This is a genomic window from Paraflavitalea speifideaquila (assembly GCF_032395985.1).
GTDB classification, from domain to species: Bacteria; Bacteroidota; Bacteroidia; order Chitinophagales; family Chitinophagaceae; genus Paraflavitalea; species Paraflavitalea speifideaquila.
In genome coordinates, this window is the sequence record NZ_CP135920.1 from 2,076,973 (window position 1) to 2,102,033 (window position 25,061).

The 25,061-nt window shown below is 47.7% G+C and carries 28 protein-coding genes and 4 pseudogenes; 23 read left to right on the forward strand and 9 right to left on the reverse strand.

Going from position 1 to position 25,061, the window contains the following annotated elements:
• The first annotated feature begins 31 nt into the window (after nt 1–31).
• Complete coding sequence (gene pyrF, locus RS881_RS14325; RefSeq protein WP_315821700.1) at nt 32–658, forward strand: orotidine-5'-phosphate decarboxylase; 627 nt, start codon at nt 32–34, stop codon at nt 656–658.
• Entirely contained in the window at nt 646–852 is a 207-nt protein-coding gene (locus RS881_RS14330; RefSeq protein ID WP_315821701.1) for a hypothetical protein, read from the forward strand. Before pyrF ends, RS881_RS14330 begins: the two co-directional genes overlap by 13 nt.
• Before the next feature lie 335 nt (nt 853–1,187).
• Here the strand turns inward: RS881_RS14330 and RS881_RS14335 are convergent, their stop codons facing one another.
• Entirely contained in the window at nt 1,188–2,780 is a 1,593-nt protein-coding gene (locus RS881_RS14335) for a hypothetical protein (protein WP_315821702.1), read from the reverse strand.
• Nucleotides 2,777–3,343 carry an RNA polymerase sigma factor gene (locus RS881_RS14340; RefSeq protein ID WP_315821703.1) on the reverse strand — a complete coding sequence of 189 codons (567 nt, stop codon included), beginning with the start codon at nt 3,341–3,343 and terminating at the stop codon, nt 2,777–2,779. Before RS881_RS14340 ends, RS881_RS14335 begins: the two co-directional genes overlap by 4 nt.
• 336 nt (nt 3,344–3,679) lie before the next feature.
• Between RS881_RS14340 and RS881_RS14345 the strand changes: the two are divergent.
• The 5 genes and pseudogenes from RS881_RS14345 to RS881_RS14365 form a co-directional block, all read left to right on the forward strand.
• Nucleotides 3,680–3,916: pseudogene (locus tag RS881_RS14345) on the forward strand (acyl-CoA dehydrogenase family protein); the annotation flags it as partial.
• Between the two features lie 113 nt (nt 3,917–4,029).
• Nucleotides 4,030–4,760: pseudogene (locus RS881_RS14350) on the forward strand (acyl-CoA dehydrogenase family protein).
• 112 nt (nt 4,761–4,872) lie between these two features.
• Nucleotides 4,873–5,277, forward strand: coding sequence for a GNAT family N-acetyltransferase (locus RS881_RS14355; protein WP_315821704.1), 405 nt, complete (start codon nt 4,873–4,875; stop codon nt 5,275–5,277).
• A 30-nt stretch (nt 5,278–5,307) separates the two neighbouring features.
• A pseudogene (locus RS881_RS14360) lies at nt 5,308–5,792 on the forward strand (shikimate kinase).
• Complete coding sequence (locus RS881_RS14365) at nt 5,785–6,171, forward strand: DUF423 domain-containing protein (RefSeq protein ID WP_315821705.1); 387 nt, start codon at nt 5,785–5,787, stop codon at nt 6,169–6,171. Before RS881_RS14360 ends, RS881_RS14365 begins: the two are co-directional and overlap by 8 nt.
• 544 nt (nt 6,172–6,715) lie before the next feature.
• Here RS881_RS14365 and RS881_RS14370 read toward each other — a convergent pair.
• Genes RS881_RS14370 through RS881_RS14380 form a run of 3 tightly spaced genes read right to left on the reverse strand, consistent with a single transcriptional unit; the run spans nt 6,716 to nt 8,327 of the window.
• Nucleotides 6,716–6,961, reverse strand: a complete 246-nt coding sequence (locus RS881_RS14370; RefSeq protein WP_315821706.1) for a sensor histidine kinase — start codon at nt 6,959–6,961, stop codon at nt 6,716–6,718.
• Nucleotides 6,962–6,963: 2 nt separating this feature from the next.
• On the reverse strand, nt 6,964–7,770 hold the full coding sequence (locus RS881_RS14375; protein ID WP_315821707.1) for a sensor histidine kinase: 807 nt from the start codon (nt 7,768–7,770) through the stop codon (nt 6,964–6,966).
• Entirely contained in the window at nt 7,749–8,327 is a 579-nt protein-coding gene (locus RS881_RS14380; RefSeq protein ID WP_315821708.1) for a 7TM diverse intracellular signaling domain-containing protein, read from the reverse strand. The genes RS881_RS14375 and RS881_RS14380 overlap by 22 nt, the downstream gene beginning before the upstream one ends.
• Nucleotides 8,328–8,773: 446 nt before the next feature.
• On the opposite strand from RS881_RS14380, the gene RS881_RS14385 reads away from it, so the two are divergent.
• The 3 genes from RS881_RS14385 to lolA1 all read left to right on the forward strand — a co-directional run bounded on the left by RS881_RS14385 (nt 8,774) and on the right by lolA1 (nt 12,368).
• A complete protein-coding gene (locus RS881_RS14385; RefSeq protein ID WP_315821709.1) occupies nt 8,774–9,130 on the forward strand; it encodes a DNA translocase FtsK 4TM domain-containing protein in 357 nt (118 codons plus the stop codon).
• Nucleotides 9,131–9,204: 74 nt separating this feature from the next.
• Nucleotides 9,205–11,247, forward strand: a complete 2,043-nt coding sequence (locus RS881_RS14390; RefSeq protein ID WP_350340126.1) for an FtsK/SpoIIIE family DNA translocase — start codon at nt 9,205–9,207, stop codon at nt 11,245–11,247.
• Nucleotides 11,248–11,918: 671 nt separating this feature from the next.
• Nucleotides 11,919–12,368, forward strand: coding sequence for an outer membrane lipoprotein periplasmic chaperone LolA1 (gene lolA1 / locus RS881_RS14395; protein WP_315821710.1), 450 nt, complete (start codon nt 11,919–11,921; stop codon nt 12,366–12,368).
• 39 nt (nt 12,369–12,407) lie between these two features.
• Here lolA1 and RS881_RS14400 read toward each other — a convergent pair whose 3' ends face one another.
• The gene (locus tag RS881_RS14400; protein WP_315821711.1) at nt 12,408–13,085 is read right to left on the reverse strand and encodes a UbiX family flavin prenyltransferase; all 678 of its coding nucleotides are present in this window, start codon (nt 13,083–13,085) and stop codon (nt 12,408–12,410) included.
• 322 nt (nt 13,086–13,407) lie between these two features.
• On the opposite strand from RS881_RS14400, the pseudogene RS881_RS14405 reads away from it, so the two are divergent.
• Nucleotides 13,408–13,761, forward strand: a pseudogene (locus RS881_RS14405) (thioredoxin family protein); the annotation flags it as partial.
• A gap of 1,270 nt (nt 13,762–15,031) precedes the next feature.
• Here the strand turns inward: RS881_RS14405 and RS881_RS14410 are convergent.
• The gene (locus RS881_RS14410; protein WP_315821712.1) at nt 15,032–16,291 is read right to left on the reverse strand and encodes an aminotransferase class I/II-fold pyridoxal phosphate-dependent enzyme; all 1,260 of its coding nucleotides are present in this window, start codon (nt 16,289–16,291) and stop codon (nt 15,032–15,034) included.
• Between the two features lie 447 nt (nt 16,292–16,738).
• On the opposite strand from RS881_RS14410, the gene RS881_RS14415 reads away from it, so the two are divergent.
• The 12 genes from RS881_RS14415 (at nt 16,739) to RS881_RS14470 (ending at nt 23,856) form a co-directional block, all read left to right on the forward strand.
• The gene (locus tag RS881_RS14415; RefSeq protein WP_315821713.1) at nt 16,739–17,482 is read left to right on the forward strand and encodes an alkaline phosphatase family protein; all 744 of its coding nucleotides are present in this window, start codon (nt 16,739–16,741) and stop codon (nt 17,480–17,482) included.
• A gap of 44 nt (nt 17,483–17,526) precedes the next feature.
• On the forward strand, nt 17,527–18,348 hold the full coding sequence (locus tag RS881_RS14420) for an alkaline phosphatase family protein (protein ID WP_315821714.1): 822 nt from the start codon (nt 17,527–17,529) through the stop codon (nt 18,346–18,348).
• A 639-nt stretch (nt 18,349–18,987) separates the two neighbouring features.
• A complete protein-coding gene (locus RS881_RS14425; protein WP_315821715.1) occupies nt 18,988–19,221 on the forward strand; it encodes a hypothetical protein in 234 nt (77 codons plus the stop codon).
• Nucleotides 19,214–19,330 carry an insulinase family protein gene (locus RS881_RS14430; RefSeq protein WP_315824479.1) on the forward strand — a complete coding sequence of 39 codons (117 nt, stop codon included), beginning with the start codon at nt 19,214–19,216 and terminating at the stop codon, nt 19,328–19,330. Before RS881_RS14425 ends, RS881_RS14430 begins: the two co-directional genes overlap by 8 nt.
• On the forward strand, nt 19,321–19,680 hold the full coding sequence (locus tag RS881_RS14435; protein WP_315824480.1) for an insulinase family protein: 360 nt from the start codon (nt 19,321–19,323) through the stop codon (nt 19,678–19,680). Before RS881_RS14430 ends, RS881_RS14435 begins: the two co-directional genes overlap by 10 nt.
• Complete coding sequence (locus RS881_RS14440) at nt 19,563–19,826, forward strand: insulinase family protein (protein WP_315821716.1); 264 nt, start codon at nt 19,563–19,565, stop codon at nt 19,824–19,826. The genes RS881_RS14435 and RS881_RS14440 overlap by 118 nt, the downstream gene beginning before the upstream one ends.
• A complete protein-coding gene (locus tag RS881_RS14445) occupies nt 19,820–20,011 on the forward strand; it encodes a hypothetical protein (RefSeq protein WP_315821717.1) in 192 nt (63 codons plus the stop codon). The genes RS881_RS14440 and RS881_RS14445 overlap by 7 nt, the downstream gene beginning before the upstream one ends.
• Before the next feature lie 65 nt (nt 20,012–20,076).
• The gene (locus tag RS881_RS14450) at nt 20,077–20,328 is read left to right on the forward strand and encodes a hypothetical protein (RefSeq protein ID WP_315821718.1); all 252 of its coding nucleotides are present in this window, start codon (nt 20,077–20,079) and stop codon (nt 20,326–20,328) included.
• 234 nt (nt 20,329–20,562) lie between these two features.
• Entirely contained in the window at nt 20,563–21,594 is a 1,032-nt protein-coding gene (locus RS881_RS14455) for a M16 family metallopeptidase (protein WP_315821719.1), read from the forward strand.
• A 32-nt stretch (nt 21,595–21,626) separates the two neighbouring features.
• Nucleotides 21,627–21,857, forward strand: coding sequence for a hypothetical protein (locus RS881_RS14460; RefSeq protein ID WP_315821720.1), 231 nt, complete (start codon nt 21,627–21,629; stop codon nt 21,855–21,857).
• A 515-nt stretch (nt 21,858–22,372) separates the two neighbouring features.
• A complete protein-coding gene (locus RS881_RS14465; protein ID WP_315821721.1) occupies nt 22,373–23,182 on the forward strand; it encodes a M57 family metalloprotease in 810 nt (269 codons plus the stop codon).
• Between the two features lie 164 nt (nt 23,183–23,346).
• Complete coding sequence (locus RS881_RS14470; RefSeq protein ID WP_315821722.1) at nt 23,347–23,856, forward strand: hypothetical protein; 510 nt, start codon at nt 23,347–23,349, stop codon at nt 23,854–23,856.
• A 59-nt stretch (nt 23,857–23,915) separates the two neighbouring features.
• Here RS881_RS14470 and RS881_RS14475 read toward each other — a convergent pair whose 3' ends face one another.
• Complete coding sequence (locus RS881_RS14475; RefSeq protein WP_315821723.1) at nt 23,916–24,419, reverse strand: hypothetical protein; 504 nt, start codon at nt 24,417–24,419, stop codon at nt 23,916–23,918.
• A 315-nt stretch (nt 24,420–24,734) separates the two neighbouring features.
• On the reverse strand, nt 24,735–25,043 hold the full coding sequence (locus RS881_RS14480) for a hypothetical protein (RefSeq protein WP_315821724.1): 309 nt from the start codon (nt 25,041–25,043) through the stop codon (nt 24,735–24,737).
• Nucleotides 25,044–25,061: the final 18 nt, after the last annotated feature.

Sequence of the window (25,061 nt, forward strand, 5' to 3'; positions counted from 1 at the left end):
ATCAGTAATTAATAATCAGTAATCAATAATAATGACCCGCAAAGAACTCGTACAACAGATCCGGCTCAAAAGATCCTACCTCTGCGTAGGCCTCGATACCGATATTACCAAAATTCCACGCCACCTCCTGTCCAATCCCGAACCCGTTTTCGAGTTCAATAAACAGATCATTGATGCCACCAAAGATTATTGCGTATCCTATAAGATCAATACCGCTTTTTACGAAGCCCTCGGTTTGGTAGGGTGGGAGGCCATGGAGCGTACCGTTGATTACATCCCCCACACCCATTTCAAAATTGCCGATGCCAAACGCGGTGATATTGGCAATACCTCTTCCCAATATGCCAAGGCATTTTTCGAGACCATGAACTTCGATGCCATCACCGTAGCCCCCTACATGGGTGCCGACAGCGTCAAGCCTTTTCTCGAATACAAAGACAAGTGGACCATCCTCCTCGGCCTCACCTCCAATAGCGGGGCGGCCGACTTTGAACTTCAAAAGGCAGGCGAGGGTTTACTCTACCAAAAAGTTTTGACCACCGCCGCACAATGGGGTACCCCCGACAACCTCATGTATGTGATCGGCGCTACCCAAAGCGATTCGTTCACCGATATACGGGCCCTCACCCCGATCATTTTTACCTCGTGCCCGGTGTAGGCGCCCAGGGCGGTAGCCTCAAAGAGATTTCCGAAAAAGCTATGAATAAAGATGTGGGCCTTCTCGTCAATGCCAGTCGCGCCATTATCTATGCTTCCAATGGCGAAGATTTTGCAGTACAAGCCAGGCGGGTAGCCCAGGAGTACCAATCCGAAATGTCCGGCTATATCTGGGAATCATTAATTAATGATTGATTATTGAACATTTAGTATTGAACATTGAACATTAATCGAAGCAATAATCAATAATCAGTAATCAGCATTGAACAATAATCGAAGCAAAAGCAATAATCAATAATTAGCAATCAGTAATTAATAAAAAACGGGGCAACTCCCATTCCTGGGGCACCCCGCCTGTAGAGAGTCTTCGACTCTGCTGACTGCAAAATTTGCACTTTGTTTTACTGGCTATTACTTCGTGGTCCTGTTCCCTTAAAGGCAGGACCAAAATCATCCTGTTACTCAAAACCAATTACTGTCTCCTGAACGCTGTATTCTATTCTGTCTCCTGTCTCCTGTATTCTGTGTCCTCAAATATTCCTCGTCTTCTTCTTATTCTTCTTGTCATCCGCATTCACATCAAATGGCAGATTATGACCGATCGTTACATCTCCAAAACTGGCCTTCACACGTACTGGTGCGCCGCCACTGCCCGATTTGCCCGACCAACGGAAGTCAAACTTAGGCCCACGGTCCTCATCTTCCCCTTCCTTCTTGATCGGAAATCCTGTTTTATTCTTCACTTCACAAAAACTCGTCTTGATATCAAAGTTGGCCGATAGCCCCGTGCTCACATCCAGGTAAAGCTGCGTAAAACTGTTCTTGATATCCAGGTCTTTTACACTGTTCTCTACATTAAGTTTTACATTACTGTGCTCAAGATTGGCCGATACATCACCACTCAGGTTATTCACCAGTCCACGTGCAAACTTAATCGTGATGTCACCACCATCCATGCCCCCGATATTGGCTTTGCCAAACTCTACCGACACCCGCACATTTGTGGATAGCTTGCCTGTAGTTAAGCTCCCGAATTTACTTTCCAGCGTCACTTTGCCCTTGTAATCTCCGATCGACATGGGGCCAAATTCATTGCGCGCATCCAACGTATTACCCGAGGGCAGATAAACAACATAGTCAATATTGAAACTTTGCTTTTCGCCCCGGCCCCGGTTATTGCTGTTGTTATTACCGATCTTCGTTTTGAAATAAACGTCGCCGCCGTTTTTGCCATCCTGCACTTCAATAATGTCCAGCAATTGCTGCGCCCGCTCATCCGTACCCGCTTCCGCCGTGATCGTTACATCTACTTTTACTTCATTTTTGTCCCAGGTATTGATCTTCATTTCACCGAACTGGTTCCGCAACGAAACCCTGTCCGAACTGCTTAGAGGATATGATTTGCTATACGTCTTTTTCTTCTCCACCATTGGATCATCTGCAGCCATTACCTGCGTGCCAAAGGCCAGCGCAGTAATTAATAAGGTGAGGCTATACACTTTTGAATTACTCTCATCGCTTCCCGATTTAGATTTTTTGATTTGTTGAATGATCTGAAGCTGTTGATTCAGTAATTCGGTCTGCAGCCGCAAATTCTGTATCATCGCTTCCAGTAATTGTTCCCGGTTCGCATTCGTAGGCAATTCATTTTTCAATACATTGTATGAACTGTCCAATTTGCTGATGTCACCCAGGAACTGTTTGTATAAGGCTGGATTATCCTTTTCAATTTGCTTCAGCTCATGCTGTTTCAGTTCAATAAGCTGAGTAAAGTGATATACTTCTTTCGCATACGTAGGGTCAATATCTTTCAGCAATTCATCACCTCCGGGCTGCTGCTTGCCCTTGCCAGGTTCTTCCTGTTGCGCTACAGGGCCATTGTTAGCCCCTTGTTTGGGGCCGAATAAATGGAATACCCCCAGGCCCGCCAGTACCAAAATGGCTGCCGCTGCACTCCAACGCAAGATCTTCATCGTCAAAACTTTCCCCGGCTGCTGTGGTTGAGCGGGTGCCTTAGCCGGCATTAATTCCTTTTCCACCCGGTCCCAGATCGCTGGTGCCGGTTCTTCATTATCAAATTCATCCCGGTGATCACGCATAAATTGTTCTAAACCCGTACTCATGACAGTCCTCCTTGTTTTATAATCGTCAATAACTTTTGTTTCGCCCGTACATATTGCGTCCGCACCGTATTGTGCGAAATACTCAATATCCCTGCTATTTCTTCATGGTCATAACCCTCCAGCAGGTAGAGACTTAAAACCGACCGGTAGCCATCCGGCAATTTTTGGATCGCCTTCTTCACCTCCGCCACCCGGTATTGCAACTCCTCTTCGTCCGGCCCCTCCTCCTGTGGCAGCGCATGAACCCCATTTTCATTGTTCTCGTCGATCTCTACAAAATGCCCCCGCCGTTTACGCAGCGTGTTGATCGATTTATTGATCACGATCCGCTTTAACCAGGCCCCAAAAGTAGACCGGTAGTGGAAATCGTTCAACGAGCGGAACGCATCTATAAATGCTTCCTGCAGCACGTCCTCTGCATCAGCGGAATTATTCACGATCCGCAGGCTCGTATTGTACATGGCTTTGGAATATCGTTGGTACAACAGCTCATAACTGGGGCCATCCCCTTGTTTACAACGTTCTACCAATTCATCCCGGATGATGTTTGCAGTCAGCTCCAAAATGAATGTTTTAATTGTTGTTCAAAATAAGAGACATACACACAAAACGGATGTTGCATATCACCTAAAAAGAATTTAGCATATTAAATACATAATCCAATTTATTGTACATCCCACACTACCCAATTGCATTTAAAATCAGCTAATTAGCTAATTAACCAATTTGCAAATAGCCATACTAACACCTATTAGCTATTTTTCCTACTTTAGCGCCATATTGTCAAAACCAGTTACCATGGCCGCCAGATCCGATCTTTTGTAAGCCCCGATTACTTCGCAATCGATGAATTATTGACCGAAGAACAAAAACTCATCCGCGAATCCGTACGCAATTACGTGAAAAAGGAAATAACTCCCATTATTGAAGAGTATGCCCAAAAAGCAGAGTTTCCCCAACACATTGTCAAGCAGTTAGGCGACCTGGGCTGCTTTGGCCCTACCATCCCCGCTGAATATGGCGGCGGTGGCCTCGATTATATCTCCTATGGCCTCATGATGCAGGAACTCGAAAGAGGCGATAGCGGCGTCCGCTCCACCGCCTCCGTACAGGGCTCCCTCGTCATGTTCCCCATTTATGAATACGGCAGCGAAGAACAACGCCGCAAATACCTCCCCAAACTCGCCAGCGGCGAGTGGCTGGCTGCTTTGGCCTCACCGAGCCTGATCATGGCTCCAACCCCGCCGGTATGCTCACCAATATCAAAGAGGCCGGCGACCATGTTATTCTCAACGGCGCCAAAATGTGGATTTCCAATGCCCCTTTTTCACAAGTGGCCGTTGTTTGGGCCAAAGATGAACAAGGCGATATCCGTGGCGTTATAGTAGAGCGCGGTATGAAGGGATTCAGTACCCCCACCACCCATGGCAAATGGAGCCTCCGTGCTTCCACCACCGGTGAGTTGGTGTTCGACAATGTGCAGGTGCCTAAGGAGAACATCCTGCCCAATGTAAAAGGATTGAAAGGTCCATTGAGCTGCCTCACCAGGGCCCGTTTTGGCATTGCCTGGGGATCCGTGGGTGCTGCTATGGATTGCTACGATACCGCTCTCAGGTATTCTCTCGAGCGCGTACAGTTCGATCGCCCCATTGGCGGCTTCCAGCTCCAGCAGAAAAACTGGCCGAAATGATTACCGAGATCACCAAGGCACAGCTCCTCAACTGGCGACTGGGCGTGTTGATGAACCAACACAAAGCCACTCCGCAGCAGGTGTCCATGGCCAAACGCAATGGTTGCGAAATAACAGCCAATATAGCCCGTGAAGCCAGGCAGATCCTCGGGGGCATGGGCATCACCGGCGAGTATTCCATCATGCGCCACATGATGAACATCGAAAGCGTCATCACCTACGAAGGTACCCACGATATCCACCTCCTCATCACCGGAATGGATGTCACCGGCCTGAACGCCTTTAAGTAGCCCCGCCGCCAAACCACAGAACCACGAAGCGAATGGAGATCATACAACACAACAGCCAATACCAACAAGAAACCATTGAATTAATAGTAGGCATTCAGGCAGGAGAATTTGAGTGGCCATCACCGCTGCCGATCAACCCGACCTCAGTACCGTGGATACCTTCTACCAGCAAGGCAACGGCAATTTCTGGCTCGCCATCGACAACAACAAAGTAATAGGCACCATCGCCCTCATCGATATTGCCAATAACCAGGTAGCTTTGCGTAAAATGTTTGTGCACCCCGCTTACCGCGGTAAAGAAAAAGCAACCGCTCAGCTATTGATGGAAGCTGTATTCGATTGGTGCCGCAGGCAGCACGTCACAACTATTTTCCTGGGAACCATCGAAGCTTTCAAAGCTGCACATCGTTTCTATGAAAAGAATGGCTTTAAACGGCTCCCGAAGCAAGAACTACCAACTTCCTTCCCGGCCATGCCACTCGACAAAATATTTTATACATTTTCGTTCCATAATTAAATACAAATGAGGATTATCCTGATCGGCTTCATGGGCTCTGGAAAAACACACTGGGGAAAGCAGGTAGCCCACCGTCTCCAGCTTCCCTTTTTCGACCTCGATGAAGAACTCGTAAAAGCCGAAGGCAAGTCCGTCACCGATATCTTTGCCGTAGCGGGCGAAGAGTACTTCCGCCTCAAAGAAAAAGAGACCATGGAAAAACTCGTCGATGACCATGAGTCCCTCGTACTTTCCTGCGGCGGCGGCACCCCTTGCTTTTTCAACAACATCGACTACATGAAAAAGTAGGCATCGTCGTTTGGCTCAACACCCATGTCGATGTACTACTCCAACGCCTCCTGAAAGAAAAGGCCAAACGCCCCCTCATCAAAGACATCGACGACGATGAACTGCGTTCCTACATCATCCGCAAACTCAATGAACGCAGGATGTATTATGAGCAGGCTGATGTTATCCTCGATAAAGAAGATGCTATTTCCATGAACGATTTTATTCAAACCGTCTTACATGCATAAAGGATTTTTGTTGACCGCTGCGGGCCTGGGCGCCCTGTCCGTTATACTCGGCGCATTTGGCGCACATGGCCTGAAGAAATTAGTACCGCCTGAAACCATCGGCACTTTTGAAACAGGCGTACGATACCAGTTTTACCATGTATTTGCCCTCCTGGCCCTGGCCATCCTGATCGAGAAATTCCCCGGCGATTGGATGCGCTGGGCTGGCATCCTGTTCATTATTGGCATCATCCTCTTTTCTGGCTCTTTATACATCCTGACTGCCCTCAAAGCCACCAATACCGTTGGCCTTAGCGGCATCGGCGCCATTACCCCCATCGGTGGCCTCTTCCTCGTCGCCGGCTGGATCGCTATGTTTGTGGCACTCTTGAAGAAGTGATTACCTAAGTAGGCATCTGGGCAAAAAGGCAACCAGGCATCGAGACCGGTAAACAAGAGATTTCACAGCCTAAATGACTGTGCAAATAATCAGTGGCCAATACTTAATCAGTGAGTAATAAATATAAATGAGCAGTAAAGGAGTAGGGAGTAATAATTAATCAGTGAGTAATTAATAATCAGCGACCCCGCATTGGAGAGATTCTAAATACCAGTTATTTACCGGTAGACAAGAAATTTCAAAGCATAAAAGCCTGTGTTTAGTAAGCAAAGCAACACCTGGGAGGAGCCGGCCCGGCAGGCCGCGCGGAGCGATCGGGCCTGCCTTGATCTTTTGGTTCTTTTGCATCAAGGCAAAAGAACAGAAGAAATATGCATCAAGGCAAAAGAACGAAGAGAATTCAAGGCAAAAGAACAGAAGAAATATGCATTAAGGCAAAAGAATCAAAGAGTATTGAGAGCAAAAGAACAGAAAAGCCCCTGCCTGCCAGGACAATTGTACCCAAAAAAACGAAGCAAAAGATGCACGATTGCCGATTGCCGATTTAAAGCGGCGCCTCAAACGTCAACACACACTGCCCATCACAGGCAATCGTAAACGTCCCCCCAATACTTTCCATCCGGCGTCGCATATTGTGCAGCCCATTGCCAAAGCGGCGCAATTGCTCCTGATTGATGCCCACCCCATTATCCGTCACCCGGATGACCAGCTGGTTTTCTTTGGCCCCAATATCGATCTGCAGGTGCGTAGCCTGAGAATGCTTCATCGCATTGTTCAGCGCTTCTTTCACACTCAAAAATATATTCCGCCGCTTCTCCCCACTGATATCTGCCTGGGGATCACCACCGGCAGCTTCACCGTACAATCGATCGGCGTACTATCAAAATATTCGATCGCATGTGCCCGGATATACGCGATCAAGCTCTCCACCGTATCATTCGAGCTCTTCATCGTCCAGATGATCGTATTCATCTTGCCCAGCAATTCATTCGCATTACTCGATATTTTGTCCAGTTCAGGGATCGATTGATTTTTCATCTTTGTCTTTAAGATCTCACTCATCAACCGGATCGCCGTTACCCCCGATCCCAGCTCATCATGCATGTCTGCCGAGATCCGGTCCCTTTCTCCCTGCATCGCCGTCACCACCGCCATCTGCTTTTCAAATTCTTTCCGCTCATTTTCCAGCTTCAGCCTTTCCCGTTCTTTTACCCTTTCCACAATATCGCGCCGGTTCTTCCAGGCCAATCCCGATAAAAAGAACGAAAGCTCCAATACCAATCCCACCTCATAATAAAAGATCGACCGGTTGAAGATACTCCAGTTCGAATCACTATCTGCCACACCCCATTTGAAGATCATGATCAGCAACGAGATCATCGAAAATACCACCAGCGATAAGTTACCCAATGCCAGGTAATTCAACAACGTATCCTTCTTTTTGATACTGTACACAATGAACGTTATACCCACAATGAAAAAGATCAACTTCATCACCAGGTTCTCCATAATGTTCAGCACAATATATTTCTCCGTAAAGAAGTAGAGCAGCGTGAATATCCCACTGAAAACGATCATCACCAGCTTCGACCAGCGCAAAAAGTATCCAGCCGTGGATGATCCTCCTTCGTATTGATAAACTGCCGCACAAAGAACAAGTACGTGAATACACTGGCTGTCATCATCATAAAGTCCAGGTATTCCTCATAGAAATAATGGAAGGCCGACCCCGATAAATTAAGGAATGATTTCAGGAATAAGAGAAATGCCGTACATAACGTGTACAAGGCATAAAAGATAAACTCCCGGTTCTTATTTTGCAGGTACACCGCTAACGAGTAAAAGATCATCATCAGCAAAATACCCGAGGCCGTATAACTGACCACATCCAACAAGTAATCCCGCTCCCGCATCGTATAACGCCATTGCCGGAAATAATCTTTCTCTATAAGTCGGGGAATGATATTGTTCACATTCGTACGTACAAAATGGAAGCGGCAATAAAACACTTTTGTTTCATGCCCCTCCAGCCGGATGCTGATCGCTCCCATGAAGCCTTTACTGCGTTCCACCGTATCCACCACCGGCTCCAGCTGGCCCGGATTATCACCTGATACACTGAACAGTTTGATATCCCGGCAATAAAACCCGGGCAAAAGAACACCTGCTTCGCCGAATCTCCACTATTACTTAGCTTGAATCGCTGGAAAATATCCTGCTCCATATAACTCCCTGGCAACGCCTTCGTAAGTGGTTGGAACGATAATTGAGTGATCCCCCATCTGGAATGGAACCCTTCGGTGTCGTAGCTACTTCAAAATGCGTAACTTCCGATCTGAAAAAGCGGATACTGTTAATATCGATCGCAGTACTATCTGTTTGACCATAACTACTGATCCCTGGGAAGAAGGTAAGAAGCACTATTCCGGTGAATAGCCGTACTGCCACGCAAAAAAGGCGGGTTAAATAGGTAACCAGTCTGGGTGGTAGATGCTCCCGGAATTTCATGTTGTTTGACCTTCTAAAGTACAATAATTACGCCCATTCCAACGCTTTTATTTGTTTATAGCGCAGTTTTGTTCAACTACTTATCTTTGTATCCATGGCCAATCGCTTAAAATCGGGCAAAAGCAAAACTCCTGATACTGATAAACTGAAACCTGAGAAAGAAGAACAGGTGAGTGTGAAACAATTGGTGAAAGATGAACGTACCCACAAAATTGCCGGCACCATTGCCTTGCTGGCAAGCCTCTTTCTATTCATAGCTTTTACCTCTTATTTATTCACCTGGCGCGAAGACCAGGACAAAGTGTTCCGCGGCGCCTCCATCTTATGGCCCTCCGCTGGTGTCAAAACCACCAACCTCCTGGGCAATATCGGCGCCTTCATATCCCATCAGTTTTTTTACAATGGGTTCGGGCTCGCCTCTTTCCTCTTCTGCACCCTCTTTTTTTTGTAACGGGTGCCAATGCCCTGTTTGGCAAAAAGATCTTTTCCGTATGGCGCAACCTGCGCTACCTCATCGTAGGCGTTTTGTTTTTCAGCGTAGCCTTCGCCTTCTTTGCCGGCAGTAGCCAGTTTACCTGGGGAGGCGCCGTAGGCACCATGATCAGCGATTGGCTCGTAAGCCTTATTGGTAAAATAGGTACTGCTGCCCTGCTGCTCGTGGGTGGACTGGCCTATTTCATCTGGCGTTTCAACCCCGTATTCAAAGTACCCGGCATACCCAAAAAAGCCCCGGCCACCGAAGAGCCCGTATTGCCCGTCAATGAAGAAGAACAGGAAGCCGCTCCCAAACCTAAAAAGACCAATAAACTCAAGAAAGGCGAAAACCCTTCACCACTCCTGGCGCCCAAGTTGGAAATAGACGAAGAACTCCTGGACGACATGCAGCTCGTAGAACGCGACCTGCCCGAAGAAGAAGAGGAACCACCTTTTACAGTCGGTACACCACAACCTCCTGTCGAAATTCCGCCGCCTATGCCTAACCTGCCCCTGAATAAAAAACAGGAAAAGGCCAGGCAAGCCGCCGCCGCCCTTGAGCTGGAGATCAAGTCCATGCCCGAAGAACCCGAACTGGAAGCCGAAGCCGAAGTAGGGGAGGAGCCAGCCGAAGCGCCAGAAGAAAGAAAGCCCATCATCACTACACCCTACGAACCGACCCTCGACCTGAAGGATTACCAATACCCTTCACTCGACCTGTTGGAACAACATGGCAGCGAAAAGATCGTACAGGATGCGGCCGAACTCGAAACCAATAAGAACCAGATCATCACTACCCTCAAGAACTACGATATCGATATCCAGAAGATCAGCGCTACCGTAGGTCCTACCGTTACCCTGTACGAGATCGTGCCCGCCGCTGGTGTTCGCATATCCCGTATCAAAAACCTCGAAGATGATATCGCCCTAAGCCTGGCAGCCTTGGGTATCCGCATCATTGCCCCCATCCCAGGTAAAGGAACCATTGGTATTGAAGTACCCAATGTGAAGAAGACCGTCGTGAGCATGAAAACCCTCCTGGCTTCCGAGAAGTTCCAGGCCAACAGCTTCAGCCTGCCCGTGGCCATTGGTAAAAAGATCGACAATGAGAACTTCATCGTCGACCTCACCACCATGCCTCACCTCCTCATGGCCGGTGCTACCGGTCAGGGTAAGTCCGTGGGTCTCAATGCTATACTCGTTTCTTTACTGTATAAGAAACACCCTTCCCAGCTCAAGCTCGTCCTCGTCGATCCCAAGAAGGTAGAGTTGACCCTCTACCGCACCATCGAGAACCATTTCCTGGCCAAACTGCCGGGCGAAGAAGAAGCCATTATTACCGATACCAAGAAAGTGATCCATACCCTCAATGCCCTTTGTATTGAGATGGACAATCGCTACGACCTCCTTAAAGAGGCCGGCACCCGCAATATTCGTGAGTACAACGAGAAATTTGTCAAACGCAGGCTCAACCCCGAAAAGGGACACCAGTTCCTGCCCTTCATCGTATTAGTTGTCGATGAGTTTGCCGACCTCATCATGACCGCCGGCAAAGAAGTCGAAATGCCCATTGCCCGTCTGGCCCAGCTGGCCCGCGCCGTAGGTATCCACCTCATTATTGCCACCCAGCGTCCTTCTGTCAACATCATCACCGGTACCATCAAGGCCAACTTCCCGGCCCGTATCGCCTTCAAAGTATCCTCCAAGATCGACTCCCGCACCATCCTCGATACAGGCGGGGCCGAGCAGTTGATCGGTAAGGGCGATATGCTCATTTCTTATAATGGCGAACTCACCCGCCTGCAGTGCGCCTTTGTCGATACCCCCGAGGTAGAAAGCGTGTGCGACAACATCGGTGCCCAAAATGGCTATCCACAGGCCTTCATGCTACCCGAATATGTTGATGAAAAAGAACTCGAAGGCAAGGATTTCGACCTTAGCGACCGCGACTCCCTATTTGAAGACGCTGCCCGCATGATCGTTACCAGCCAAATTGGGAGTACCTCCCTCCTCCAACGCCGCATGAAACTGGGCTACAACCGCGCCGGTCGCCTCATGGACCAGCTCGAAGCCGCCGGCATTGTAGGCCCCTAGCCAGGGCTCCAAAGCACGCGATGTACTCATCAAAACCGAGATGGACCTCGACCAACATTTAGCCAACTTTGGATAAAGCCACCGGTAACCATAAATTGGTAAGGCACTGGCTTCGCCAACCAGTTTACTATTCGATCGCCCCAACTTCCGGTCTCTCCGACTTCCCGACTTCCCAACTTCCCCACTTCCCGGCTTTCCCGACTTCCCAACTTCCCGACTTCCCAACTTTCCCAACTTTCGGACTTCCCGACTTCCCGACTTCCCAACTTTCCCAACTTCCCAACTTTCGGACTTCCCGACTTCCCGACTTTCGGACTTCCCCGACTTCCCAATCTGTTAATTAATTCCCAACGACTAAACGGAACGGGGATAATCGGCGTCTAAGAGTTTGCCGCATATCCAATATATTTGCGGCTTTCACAAAAGAAATCACTCATAAATACCGATAATGAAGTCTTCACTTTTACTCTTTAGCGCGTTACTAATTGGTTCTGTTGCGTTTACACAAAATAAAACAGGCGAGCATCCGTTGCCAGCGACCCTGCCGCCAAAAAAATACTCGATGAAGTAAGTGCTAAGTTTAAAACCTTCAAGGCCGTACAAGCCGCTTTTGTCCTTAAAAATGAAGACAGCAAAGGCAAAGTCCTCGATACCAAAAAGGAACCGTGTCCATGAAAGGCAATAAATACCGCGTTAGCCTGGCCGGTGGTGCCGAAATATTCTGCGATGGCGCCAATATCTGGACCTTCGACAAAGCCGCCAATGAGGTGACCATTACCAAGCTCGAAGGCTCTTCCAGCATGATCACCCCCACCAAACTGTTTACCAATTTTTACGACAAGGATTTCTTATACAAACTCAATGGAGAAAAGAAAGAAGGCAAAAAGACATTAATCGAAATTGAGATGACCCCCGTAGACAAAACCAAGGCATTCCACAGGGTTTTTCTACTCGTCGACAAAGCCGCCAAAACCATCTATTCCACCCGCATTTTGGATAAAAGCGGCACCAGGATCACCTATACCGTCAATACACTTAATGGCAAGGCATCCCTTACCGATCCCATGTTCACCTTCGATAAATCAAAATTCCCTGGTGTTGAAGAAGTAGACCTTCGGTAACCAATACCCAAGAGCCGCTGGCCTTTGGTTAGTTAGCCTTTAGTCATTAGCGAAGCAAAAGCGCTCGTGGCTCGCAGCTCGTGGCTCATAGCTTGTATTTCCAAGCTCGCAGCTATTCTTTTTCCCCCATCTGTAAGTAGAAATATCCAACCCCGCCAGGTCCAGTACCCGGTCCGCTACCGTTGCCGCTACCGCCTCAATCGTAGTAGGCTTGCTATAAAAAGAAGGAGAGGCAGGACAGATGATGCCGCCTGCCAGCGTTACCGTTTCCATATTGCGGATATGTATGAGGTTATAGGGCGTATCCCGGATCATACAAATAAGCTTCCGGCGTTCTTTCAATACTACATCTGCAGCACGCGTGATCAGGTCGGTCGATACCCCCGTGGCAATCCGGCCCAGCGTCCCCATCGAACAGGGCGCAATGATCACCGTATTGTACCGGCCCGATCCCGAAGCAAATGGCGCATTAAAGTCCATCGTCGAATAAAACTTGATCCGCCTCTTCCCATTCCCCGTTACCGCCTTATCTGCGAAATCCATCAAATCCTTATAATCTGCGTTCCCGAGCTCCGTTTCCCAAACCTGTTTGGCATTCTCCGTCATCACCACCCCCAGTTCTTCCCATTGCTTCCCAATCGTCAATAATTTTTCCAGTAATAGCTTGGGATAGATCGAACCACTGGCCCCTGTTATCGCCAACACAATTTTATGCATGAGATTTGAGTTAACTTTAATATTGAATACGATACCGGTAAGGATCAAACAAGGAGGTCGTCAAAGGCCGGGGTCACATGCTTGGCGCAGGCATGCAGCGTTACCACTTTGCGTTGGCATATTTGTGCCCTGGAAGCAACCGCATTGCCGACTCCTGATCCTCCAAATTCAAAAACAAAATTAAGTATGCAAACCCTGAAACTCGTTGTTTTGTTTGGCTGGATCATTGTTTTTCATGCGGCCAACGACCCGTAGAGACAACCTTCAAAACCCAATGGCTTACCCTTCAGCAGGTGGCTGATAGCCTCCAAAAACAAAAAAGCCCGTACTGATCGACCTCTATACCGATTGGTGTGGCTGGTGCAAAGTGATGGATAAGAAAACCTATGCCAATAAGAAAGTGGGTGCCTACCTCCAGGAAAAATTCTATGCGGCCAAAGTCGATGCCGAAACACGTGCCACCATTGCCTGGAATGGCAGATCCTATTCCTTCAACCCAAACTACCGGACCAACGATTTTGCTGTTTACCTTACCCGGGGACAACTGTCTTATCCCACAACAGTCATCATCCCCGTTGATGGAGAGCCCCAGGCTATTCCCGGTTACCTCACACCCCCGAATTGGAATTACTTGTTAAGTATTTTGGAGAAGGACATTATGGTAAAAAGATTTTAATGCATTCCGGCAATCCTTTAAACCAAGTTGGTAGTACCATGAATACAGGAGGTGAGTAACCGGGAATGTTAAAATAAGTTAACATTTTGTCAATATAACTGAATCTCCTGAAACATGATAAGAATAACGGTTTAGCAGCCAGTACGCCCACATAATTTGTACGCAAACGTTTGCACAAACATGATAAAAGTTAATCGTATAACTGTTGAAGATTTTTCACCTATAGGTTGGTTGATGCAGATCAATTAGTCAAAAAACTTAGCATTGCAACCATTGTTTCACCACTATCATCTTATATTTGAATTTTCATAGGATAAGGTTTAATGGTTAATGGTATTTGATTAGTGTAGTCCCGCCGCAAGGCGGGACTCTTTATATACCCTTTAACACATCCCAATCCCCTTCAAATTGCCATCTTTATATTATCCCTGTCAACCATCATTCACCATCCCCTTAGAAGCAAAGGATCCTGTATTCTCATTCTCCCCTCACTGCTTCAATACCTCCAGCTTATTAATATTAACCGGCTCTACGGGTATCACCACCAGGCCAGGCGTGAACGTACTTGTGTTGTTAATGCGATAAGTAAAAACATTGCTGCGCCGGTTGTTGACGTAGGTTAACTCATTGAATTGTTCCCGGTGAGTGCCCAGGCAGGAGACTTCAATATAATAACGCGCGGGAGGTACCTTGTTAATGACGATCTCATTGTTGATGGGATAATATACCTTTTGATGATCCCCGCACCACTATGGTCATACCGGTCAAAGATCACCAACACCGAATCAGTAAAAGCAGTTTTCCCCGGTTCGTAAGACGAATCGTTACATCCACACTATCCGTGGGGCGTTTTCTTTGTGCATGAAGAGGACTGCCCATAAGAAAACACAATACCATTAACACCATTACTGCTCGCATGAATGCCGGGGTTTAGAGACTGAGCTTTTACCAGGGAATAACGTATACCTGCGCCAAAAATTACATATTATCTATTGCTTATACCGGCACAACAATCAAAAACCGATGAATTGTTGGTTTATATCGTTCAGCTTACCCACTATGCCGATCAATTTTACACGTTTCTGTCGAATAGATCAAACCATTAACCTATCCATGCCCCAATTAGCCCGGTAGAGTAGGGGCCCAAAAACAATCGCCTCTAAAGTCTTTTTTAAGTACTTATCCAGCAACAGTCAGAAAACAAGAGAGGTGACACCTTTCTCTACCACGATGGCAGAAGGTGTCACCTCTTTAATAATGTATTAAAGTCTTATTGCGCTTCGGCCATATCAGGAATAGCCTCTACCTTATAATCACCCGCATCCAGCTTCTTCTTCGTTTCTTCAAACGCTGTCAATGTCAGACGGATGTCTTCATCATTATGAGCCGCCGTAGGGATCAGCCGGTAAATGATATGCCCCTTGGGGATTACCGGATAGACCACGATTGAACAGAAAATGCCATAGTTTTCACGCAGGTCCATCACCATCGCAGTTGCTTCTTCCACCCCGCCTTTCATATATACCGGCGTTACTACCGAATCAGTTTTGCCAATATCAAAGCCCTTTTCCTTAAGTCCCTTTTGCAGTTTCAAGGCATTCTCCCAAAGCTTGTTTTTCAACTCGGGGCGTGTGCGCAGCAGCTCCAGCCTTTTCAGGTTACCTACTACCAGTGGCATCGGTAAACTCTTGGCAAAGATCTGACTCCGGATATTGTAACGGATATAATCAATGATCGATTTAGGGCCCGCTACAAAAGCACCAATGGAAGCCATCGATTTCGCAAAAGTTGAAAAATACAGGTCTATTCCATCTTGTACCCCTTGTGCTTCACCGGCGCCAGCGCCTGTTTCTCCCAGCGTACCAAAACCATGCGCATCATCTACCAGCAACCTGAAATCATATTTATCCTTCAGCTCAACAATCTCTTTTATTTTGCCCTGATCTCCCGCCATGCCAAACACCCCTTCAGTGATCACCAGGATACCTCCGGCTTTCTGCTTGTCGATCAGCGCACTGGCACGTTGCAATTGCTTTTCAAAATCTTCCAGGTCATTGTGTTTGTAAACATACCGGTGGCCAGGGTGCAAACGCAGCCCGTCAATAATACAGGCATGACTCTCCGCATCATATACGATCACATCATGCCGTCCGCACAATACATCAATAATGCTCACCATACCCTGGTATCCAAAATTGAGCAGGATCGCATCCTCTTTACTTTCAAATTCGGCCAATTGTTGTTCAAGCAACTCATGATAATTCGTATTGCCACTCATCATCCGCGCGCCCATGGGCATTGCCAGGCCAAACTGCGCCGCACCATCTGCATCCGCTTTGCGCACCTCAGGGTGATTGGCCAGTCCCAGGTAATTGTTCAAGCTCCACACTACCATATCCTTACCCCGGAACTTCATCCGGCTGCCTATCTCACCTTCCAGCTTGGGGAAAGCAAAATAACCATGCGCTCGCTCACGGTGCTGGCCAATAGGCCCATAGTTTTTCAACAATCTTTCGAAAATGTCTGCCATATTATGGATTTGTTAAAGGTTAGATGTCGATCATCCGAAGCCGCAAAAATAACGTTTTTGCCGTAATGCCAGGTATGCCTGATCCCGCTAAAATGCCTTAAAACACAGGACTTCACACATTTTTGACCCAATAAGTTGAAAGAATGTTAAAAAAACGAATACAGTATATAGAATACAGAATGCAGAAGGCTCCTGACAGGCTACCTCAATGAGCAGCTCCCAACCACCCCAATTCATAATTTTATCCATTAGATCCGGGTAGCAAACCACAATCCTTCCTCCAATCCTCTCCACCGCCCCCCAATCCTGTATGCTGAATGCCGGATTCTATATTCTAATGCTATTCTCCAAATTTTAATTCCCTGATACCAACCGCCTTTTATCTTTGCCGGAAAATATTCAGGTAATGCGAAAAATACGCCTATTCTTTTTTTCTCCATCCTTGTATTGTCTGCCGCAGCCCAACGCCGTTCTAAAACAACCAACCTAAACAACCCGGCCCGACCCAAACTGGTGGTTGGGATCGTTGTTGATCAGATGCGCTGGGATTATTTGTACCGCTATTACGACCGCTACAAATCAGATGGCGGCTTTAAACGTTTCCTGCAACAGGGCTTTACTGCCGAAAATACCCTCATTCCCTATACCCCCACCATTACCGCTTGCGGCCATACCTGCATTTATACCGGCAGCGTGCCTGCCGTACATGGTATCACCGGCAACGCCTGGTGGGACAAAGAATTACAACGCTCAGTATATTGCACCGAAGATAAAACCGTGAAATCAGTTGGCACTACCGGTACCAATGGCGAGATGAGCCCCCGTAACATGCTCACCAATACCATTTGCGATGAACTCCGCCTGGCTACTAATTTCAGAAGCAAGGTCGTAGGTATCGCCATCAAAGACCGTGGTGGTATCCTGCCCGCTGGCCATTCTGCCAATGCCGCTTACTGGTACGACAGTAAAACAGGCGATTGGATCACCTCTACCTACTACATGAACGACCTGCCACAGTGGGTAAAAGATTTCAATGCACAGAAAGTAGTCGATAATTACTATGGCCTCGATTGGAACCTGATGTATCCCAAAGAAACCTATGTACAAAGCACTGCCGATGAAAAAGTGTACGAAGCCAAACCCCTCGGTGCCGAACAAAAGGATTCCCTTACGACCTCAAAAAGTTCGTAGGCAAAAATTATGGCGCCATTGCCAGCACCCCTTACGGCAATGCCATGACCGCCGATATGGCCAAAGCCGCCGTGATCAACGAACAACTCGGCGCTGATGACATCACCGATTTCCTGGCCGTAAGCTTTTCCTCACCCGACTATATCGGTCATGCCTTCGGTCCCAATTCCATCGAACAGGAAGATGATTTCCTCCGCCTCGATACCACCTTCGGCAACCTCTTCCGCTTTCTCGACGAAAAAGTAGGGAAGGGAGAATACCTGGTATTCCTGAGTGCCGATCATGGTGTAGCCCATGTGCCCGGGTTCATGAAAGAGAACAAACTCCCTGCAGGTACCATCGAAGACGACCGCTGGGGCAAAGAGATCGCCAAAGGACTCCAGGATAATTTCGGGATCACCCAAAAGGTAGTTTCCAGCACCTATAACTACCAGATTCACCTGAACCATGGCTTGCTCGATTCCCTCAAGCTCGACAAGAAAGCTATTAAGAATTGGATTATTGACTACCTCGGCAAACAGGAGGGCATCTCCCGTGCATTTGCCATCGATGAGATCATGACCGTTCCCCTCACTGCCAAACAAAGAGATATGATGGTCAATGGCTGGTATCCCCGCCGCAGTGGAGATATCCAGATCGTATTACAACCAGGTTGGATCGATGGTGGTCCTACCGGTACCACCCATGGTATTTGGAGCCCCTACGATGCCCATATCCCCATGTTGTTTTATGGCTGGGGTATCAAGCCGGGGCGTACCAACCGCGAAACCTATATGAGCGATATCGCCCCTACCATAGCTGCCTTGCTGCATATCCAAATGCCCAATGGCACTACCGGTAAGGTCGTAGAAGAAGTGCTGAAATAGTAAATGGTGCCACCAACCGGCAATCGGTAACTGGCATCAATAAAAATACCAACCAACGGGTGCGTCGCCTTCCAAAGGCGGCTCACCCGTTTTCCTTTATACTGCCACATACAATACCCGCCCTTGCGTCTCAAAGACTGCCGGCTGCCGACTCACGTGTGCCGACTGCCGATTCATTCCTGGCGCAAGGAACTGTCATTCAAATTTATTTTCGCTCGCGCAAGCCAGCAGGTTGCCAATAATTAGTAATCAAAGTTACGCAGGGGAGGAGTTAGCTCGCCAGGCCGCGCAGAGCGATCGGGCCTGGCTTGATTTTTTTGGTTCTTTTGCATCAAGGCAAAGAACAGAAAAAGTCGCCCTGCCTGGCAAGGCACTTACCATAGCTGGCAAGTATGCAGCCTGGTCACTGTGTGTCGGCGTACTTGTGCCCTCGAAGCAAAAGACTGCCGGCTGCCGATTGCCGACCCATCCCGTCATTGGCTCGCAGCTCGTCGCTCAAAGCTCGCAGCTGTATTCCCCCAAATTGCCTTGATCAACGGGTATTTGGGTAAATCCCGTCATTTTTCCTACATTTTTATAAAAGGATGTATTTTGGTGGGAGGTACTGATATTTTTGTACCGATTAAAATAAACATGATTATGAACAAACCCTTCGCTGCTATCTCCCGATGGCTATTACTGCTGGTAGCCATCTTTTCAGCCGGGCAATTGATGGCCCAAACAACCAAACCCGATCTGGGGGCAACCATTCCCGTGGATGCCAAAGTAAAGATCGGCAAGCTCGATAACGGACTTACCTATTACATTCGTCAGAACAAAAGCCCGAGCAAAAGTAGAGCTCCGCCTCGTACTGAATGCAGGGGCGATCAATGAAGATGACGATCAACAAGGCCTGGCCCACATGGCCGAGCACATGGCCTTCAACGGTACTACCCACTTTAAAAGAACGATATCGTTTCCTTCCTGCAGGATATCGGCGTAGGTTTTGGTAATGACCTCAACGCCTATACCAGCTTTGATGAAACCGTATACATCCTGCCCATCCCTACCGATAAACCCGGTAACCTCGAAAAAGGGTTCCAGGTATTGGAAGACTGGGCCCACAACGTTACCTACCTCGATGAGGATATCCAGAGCGAGAAGCCCATCATCCTCGAAGAAAGCCGCCTGGGCAAAGGTGCCAACGACCGCATGTTCAAAAGATCTATCCCAAATTGTTTGAAGGCTCTAAATATGCCAGGCGTTTGCCCATTGGCGTCGACTCCATCATCCGCAATTTCAAACCCGATGTCATCCGCCGTTTTTATAAAGACTGGTACCGGCCCAACCTGATGGCCGTGATCGTAGTAGGCGATATTGAGCCCGCTAAAGCCGAAGAAATGATCCGTAAGCATTTTGCCGGCATGACCAACCCAGCCTCCCCCGTACCCGCGAATATGCTGATGTACCCGCCTATGCGTCCTCCGATGCCATGGTAGTAACCGATAAGGAAGCCACCAGCTATACCGTATCCATCAACTATCCTGCATTCAAAGAAGCCCCAGCCGGCACCGTGGGTGATTACCGCGATCACCTCGTAAAGCAAATATTTGTATCACTCACCAACCAACGTTTGCAGGAACTTACCCAGCAGTCAAATCCCCCTTTCTCTTCGGCTCCGTAAGCTTTGGTTCTTACGCTCGTGGTTATGATGCTTTTGGCGCCTTTGCCGCAGCAGGTACCGGCGATGTGAACAAAGCCCTCAATGCCGTGGTAGAAGAAATTGAAAGAGTAAAAAGTTTGGTTTTACCGCTGCCGAACTCGAACGGGCTAAAAACCACCCTGGCCAATTATGAGCGTGCCTGGAACAACAGAGATAAAACCGAGTCCGACAATTTTGTAGAAGAATATGCCAACCACTTCCTCCAACAGGAGCCTATCCCGGGTATCGACCAAGAATACGATTATGTAAAATCCCTCGTACCCGGCATTACACTTTGAGGAAGTAAATGCCGTATCCAATAAGTTCAGGAACGAAAAGAATCGTTTTGTCTATGTTACCGGTCCCGAAGCCAAAGAAGGCAATAAACTGCCCGAAGGCAAAGACCTGCTGGCCGCTATTGATGCCAAAGAGAAAGCCGATATCAAGCCATACGAAGAAAAAGCAATAGCTACTACCTTATTGCCTACTGCACCCAAGGCAGGAAAGATCCTTTCCAAAACAAAAATGCCGTATTGGGTACTACCGAACTCAAACTGGCCAACGGTGTAACAGTTACCCTCAAGCCAACCGACTTCAAGAACGACCAGGTACTCATGGGCGCTACCCGCCCCGGTGGTAAGAACAATTACGGTCTGGCTGATAAGTACAATGCCGAATACGCTACCCAGGTAGTAAGTACCATGGGTATAGGCGAATTTTCTCCCACCGATCTTCGCAAGGCCCTGGCTGGTAAAACAGTCACCGTTAATCCTACCTTCTCCGCCATTTCAGATGGTGTGCGCGGCAACTCCACCGTGAAAGACCTGGAAACCATGTTCCAGCTCACTTACCTGTATTTTACAGCACCTCGCAAGGATACAGCCCTTTTCAGTTCTTATATACAACGCAACAAATCCCAGTTCGCCAATATCAGCGCCAATCCTCAGGCTGTATTTATTGATACCATGTACAAAACCATGTATGGCAACAATCCATTGGCGCCCGTAGCCGTACCCAATAGCAGCTATTTCGACAATATCAATCTTGATCGTTCCCTGGCCATTTACAAAGAACGCTTTGGCGATGCCAATGGAATGAACTTTGTTTTTGTAGGTAGCTTCAAAGAAGAAGACATCATTCCTTATATCGAAAGATACATAGCCAGCCTCCCCGCTACCAATAAGAAGTTTGCCCTGGTCGATAACAAGGTACGCACAGTTGGTGGCAAGCAGGAACTCATCATTAACAAGGGTAAAGAAGAGAAAAGCCTCATCCTGGCTTTCTATTCCGGCGAAGTACCATATACTGAAGACCTGGACCTGAAAGCATCTGCCTTAAGCGAAGTACTGAACATCCGCATCATTGAAGAATTGCGAGAGAAAGTACAAGGCATTTATGGGGGTGGTACCAATGGTGGCCTGGAAAAATATCCTTATTCCAATTACAGCTTTGTACTTCAATTACCTTGCGGCCCCGAAAAAGTAGATACCCTCCTCAAAGCCGTTAAAAAGAGTTTGCCCATATCGCCGCCAAAGGCCCCGATACCAGCTACCTCAATAAAGTAAAGATCCAATGGCTTGAGCAAAACAAAGTGAAAATGAAAGAGAACACCACCTGGCTCGATGGTATCCTGGGCATCAGGTTCAAAGGCGATGACCCTGACCGCTTTGTGCATGCCGAAAAATACATCAACAAACTCACCGTAAAAGATGTACAACAGGCAGCTAAATTGATCCTCGATGGCAAGAACCAGTTCTTCGCTATCCAGATGCCCGAGAATTATGGTAAGAAAACAGACGCAACAGCCCCCGCTAAGAAAGGCTTTTGAGTTAAGTCAATATTAATTTAGTGTAAAGACCCTGATAATTGTCATTCAATTGTCAGGGTTTTTTCTTTATAAATAGGCAAAAGAACGGAAGCCCGATACAAGAAGCTAAACCCTGATACTACCGGCACTACCCAATAACCCTTGCTCTTGAAGTGGTAGGCTGAACCCTTAACGCCTGAAGTCCAAACCCAAACCACTGAACTTCAAACCCAAACAATGACTCCCTTTCGAAATGATGCAATCCGGAACCCCACCTGTGTTGTGGGGTATTCCATATCCTGTATGCTGAAGTCTATATTCTAAGTATTTTCCTTTGCAACTCCGTTGCTATAAATTTATTTTAACATTTTCATTTTAGCACTAACTTTCAAGTATAGCCGGATTAACAACTCTTCCCCCTAAGCGTTCATTTTTCAATTAGCAACTTCTCTGATTAGCGATCTCTCTATCAAATTTGTGTGTAGTTACTCTGCATACCTGTTATTCTATTTTTTGTAAACCAAAAACAAAAGCACATGAGAAGTCTTCTAAAAGTGGCAGCCTTATTTGCCATATTAGCCCTCGTATTTTTTTCCTGTAAGAAAGATGGAAAGGAAGAAGCTCCTGTACAACAGGACGCTATTTCCCAACAAGTATTGGACAAGATCTATGAACTGGGTTTTGGCAACAAGAACGTTGTTAGGCACCCCGAAGGTTACCTGGTAGAAGGTGATATCGTTATTACCAACGAAGACCTCAATTCATCTCCCGATCGTAAGCTGATCCGTGTAGGTGAGGAGGAACAATACCGCACCACCAATACCGTAACTGGCCTTCCAAGGAATATCACCATCCGTGTGAATGCTTCCTTGCCTGCACGTTACATCACCGCTACCGATGCTGCAATCGTCAGGTACAACAATTTGGGATTGCGCATTACCTTCTCCAGAGTTACTTCCGGTGGTGATATCGTGATCAATCCTGCTCCCGCTGGTGCAGGTTACCTCGCATCTGCCGGTTTCCCTACTGCCGCCGGTAATCCTTATGGCTCTGTACTGGTAAACAGAAGCTACCTGGATACCTGGAATATCAACACCGTTACTTCCATCATTGCCCATGAAGTAGGCCATTGTGTTGGTTTCCGTCATACCGACTATGCCAACCGCGCTTATAGCTGCGGCGGATCCGCTGTTAACGAAGGACAAGCCGGCGTGGGCGCTATCCACATTCCTGGTACACCCACTACCAATGCCGTTGCTGGCTCCTGGATGTTGGCTTGTATCGGTAATGGCGTGAACCGCCCATTCATTGCCAGTGATATTACTGCCCTCAATTACGTTTATTAATTGATTGATCCCCGTATGCACGGGCTGACTACACAAAAGCCGGTAAGTTTAATTACCGGCTTTTTTTATGATTATACTATGTTAACAGTTCCTGTATTAACAAATCCTCAATACAATAAGGCATATCCTTTGGATTAGGTTGGATAGAACCAAATCAATAGATTATGAAACGAATAGGATTAGCCTTATTACTCGTCACAGGCGCTGCTTTATCCGCCCATCAGGCAGCTGCCCAGGTAAGCGTAAGCGTTAATATCGGCACACAACCACAATGGGGCCCCGCAGGATACGACCGGGCCGATTATTACTACCTGCCCGATGTGGAAGCCTACTACTACATACCCCGCCAGCAATTCATTTACCTCGATGCAGGCCGCTGGATCTTTGCGGCCAGCCTGCCCGGCAGGTACCGGGGTTACGACCTCTACAGCGGATACAAAGTCGTGATCAATGATCCAAGGCCCTATGATCATTTTTACGACCACCGCGATCGATATGCAAGGTACAGGGGATGGCGGGGCCGTCAGGAATGTATTCGCGATTACCACGGACCACGTCGCTACTACGATGATGATCGAGACCGCCGCAGGGGCCGTGGGCATGGACATGGTCATGGCCGGGGGCATGGCAGAGGCCATGGACGTGATCGTGACCGCGATTGGGACGATGATTAATCCACTTCAATAAATACTTGTAATACAAGCCCTGCGCCACAGGGCTTTTTCATGCCCCCTCAGTGATAGATCCGTAGCAATTGATTGTTACCCGGCGGATACCGCTTTACCACCTCATACCGCAAGCCCATTTGCCGTAGGCAGGCAACAGTAGCAGGATAAGCCGAGATCACATAATCACTGCGCTCTAAAACGGCCCTTAGTGTAGGAGTCGGTTGATCCGGAGCTTGGTCGGGTAGTTCAACAGCAATAGGAACCAAACTGCTATCCAATAAGCGATAATAATTTGTATAAACAGCACCCACCGAAAACCCCAAAGCGGGATGGGTAGGCCGTAATGCATACAGATCATCAATAGCCTGTTTACTATTGGCCTGTAGCGACCATTCATAACACCATTGCCGGTTGGCTTGCTGCCAAAAGTGAACTACCAGCACCACTACTACAATCCCCCTAAACCCGATATCGCCTGCCGTAGTCCGGCACGAACTGGCTGCCAGCAACCAATTCCAAAACAAACCACCAGCACCCCGGTACATATCCCTGCAACGCAGTACGCCCATACAGATAAGGCGTTTTAAAAACAAGATGGAGAAGCATATTCAATACCACCAGGCTGATAACGGGAAGACAAAGCACCAATCCCAAACTTATTTTTTTAGTCCTCAACAGCCCATACCCATAATAACCACAAATAATGATCAATAGGGAGAAGCATAGCCAACTCAGCAGGTTCACCAACTGCCTATAACTGTCCTGATAAAAACTGCCTTCCCAAATCGAACCTACCAGCGAATTGACCAGGTTACTGTCTCCCCCATAACCAAGGTCCTTACCATAATATTTGATGAACAGCAGGTCGGCAACCGTACCCAATATCAATAGTACATACAACAGGAATATCCGGTAGGCTGGTTTTCCAACCGTTGCCCGGCCATTTTTGAACGGATCAGCAGCCAGGTATAATAACCGGCCATGCCGATTACCGTATAGAAGTAGGAGAGGTTAGCACCTATCGTAAGCCCATTCAGTACCCACACCATCAACCAGGTGCGGTAATGAAGGCCCTGCTCATAACCTTTTACAAAATACACCAGACTCCATACCTGGAAGGTTAGCGCCAGTCCATACCCGCGCGCCAGCGAAAAGAAATCCAGTACATACGGATTGAACAATACCAGCGCCAAAAAAACAACCTGTACTCC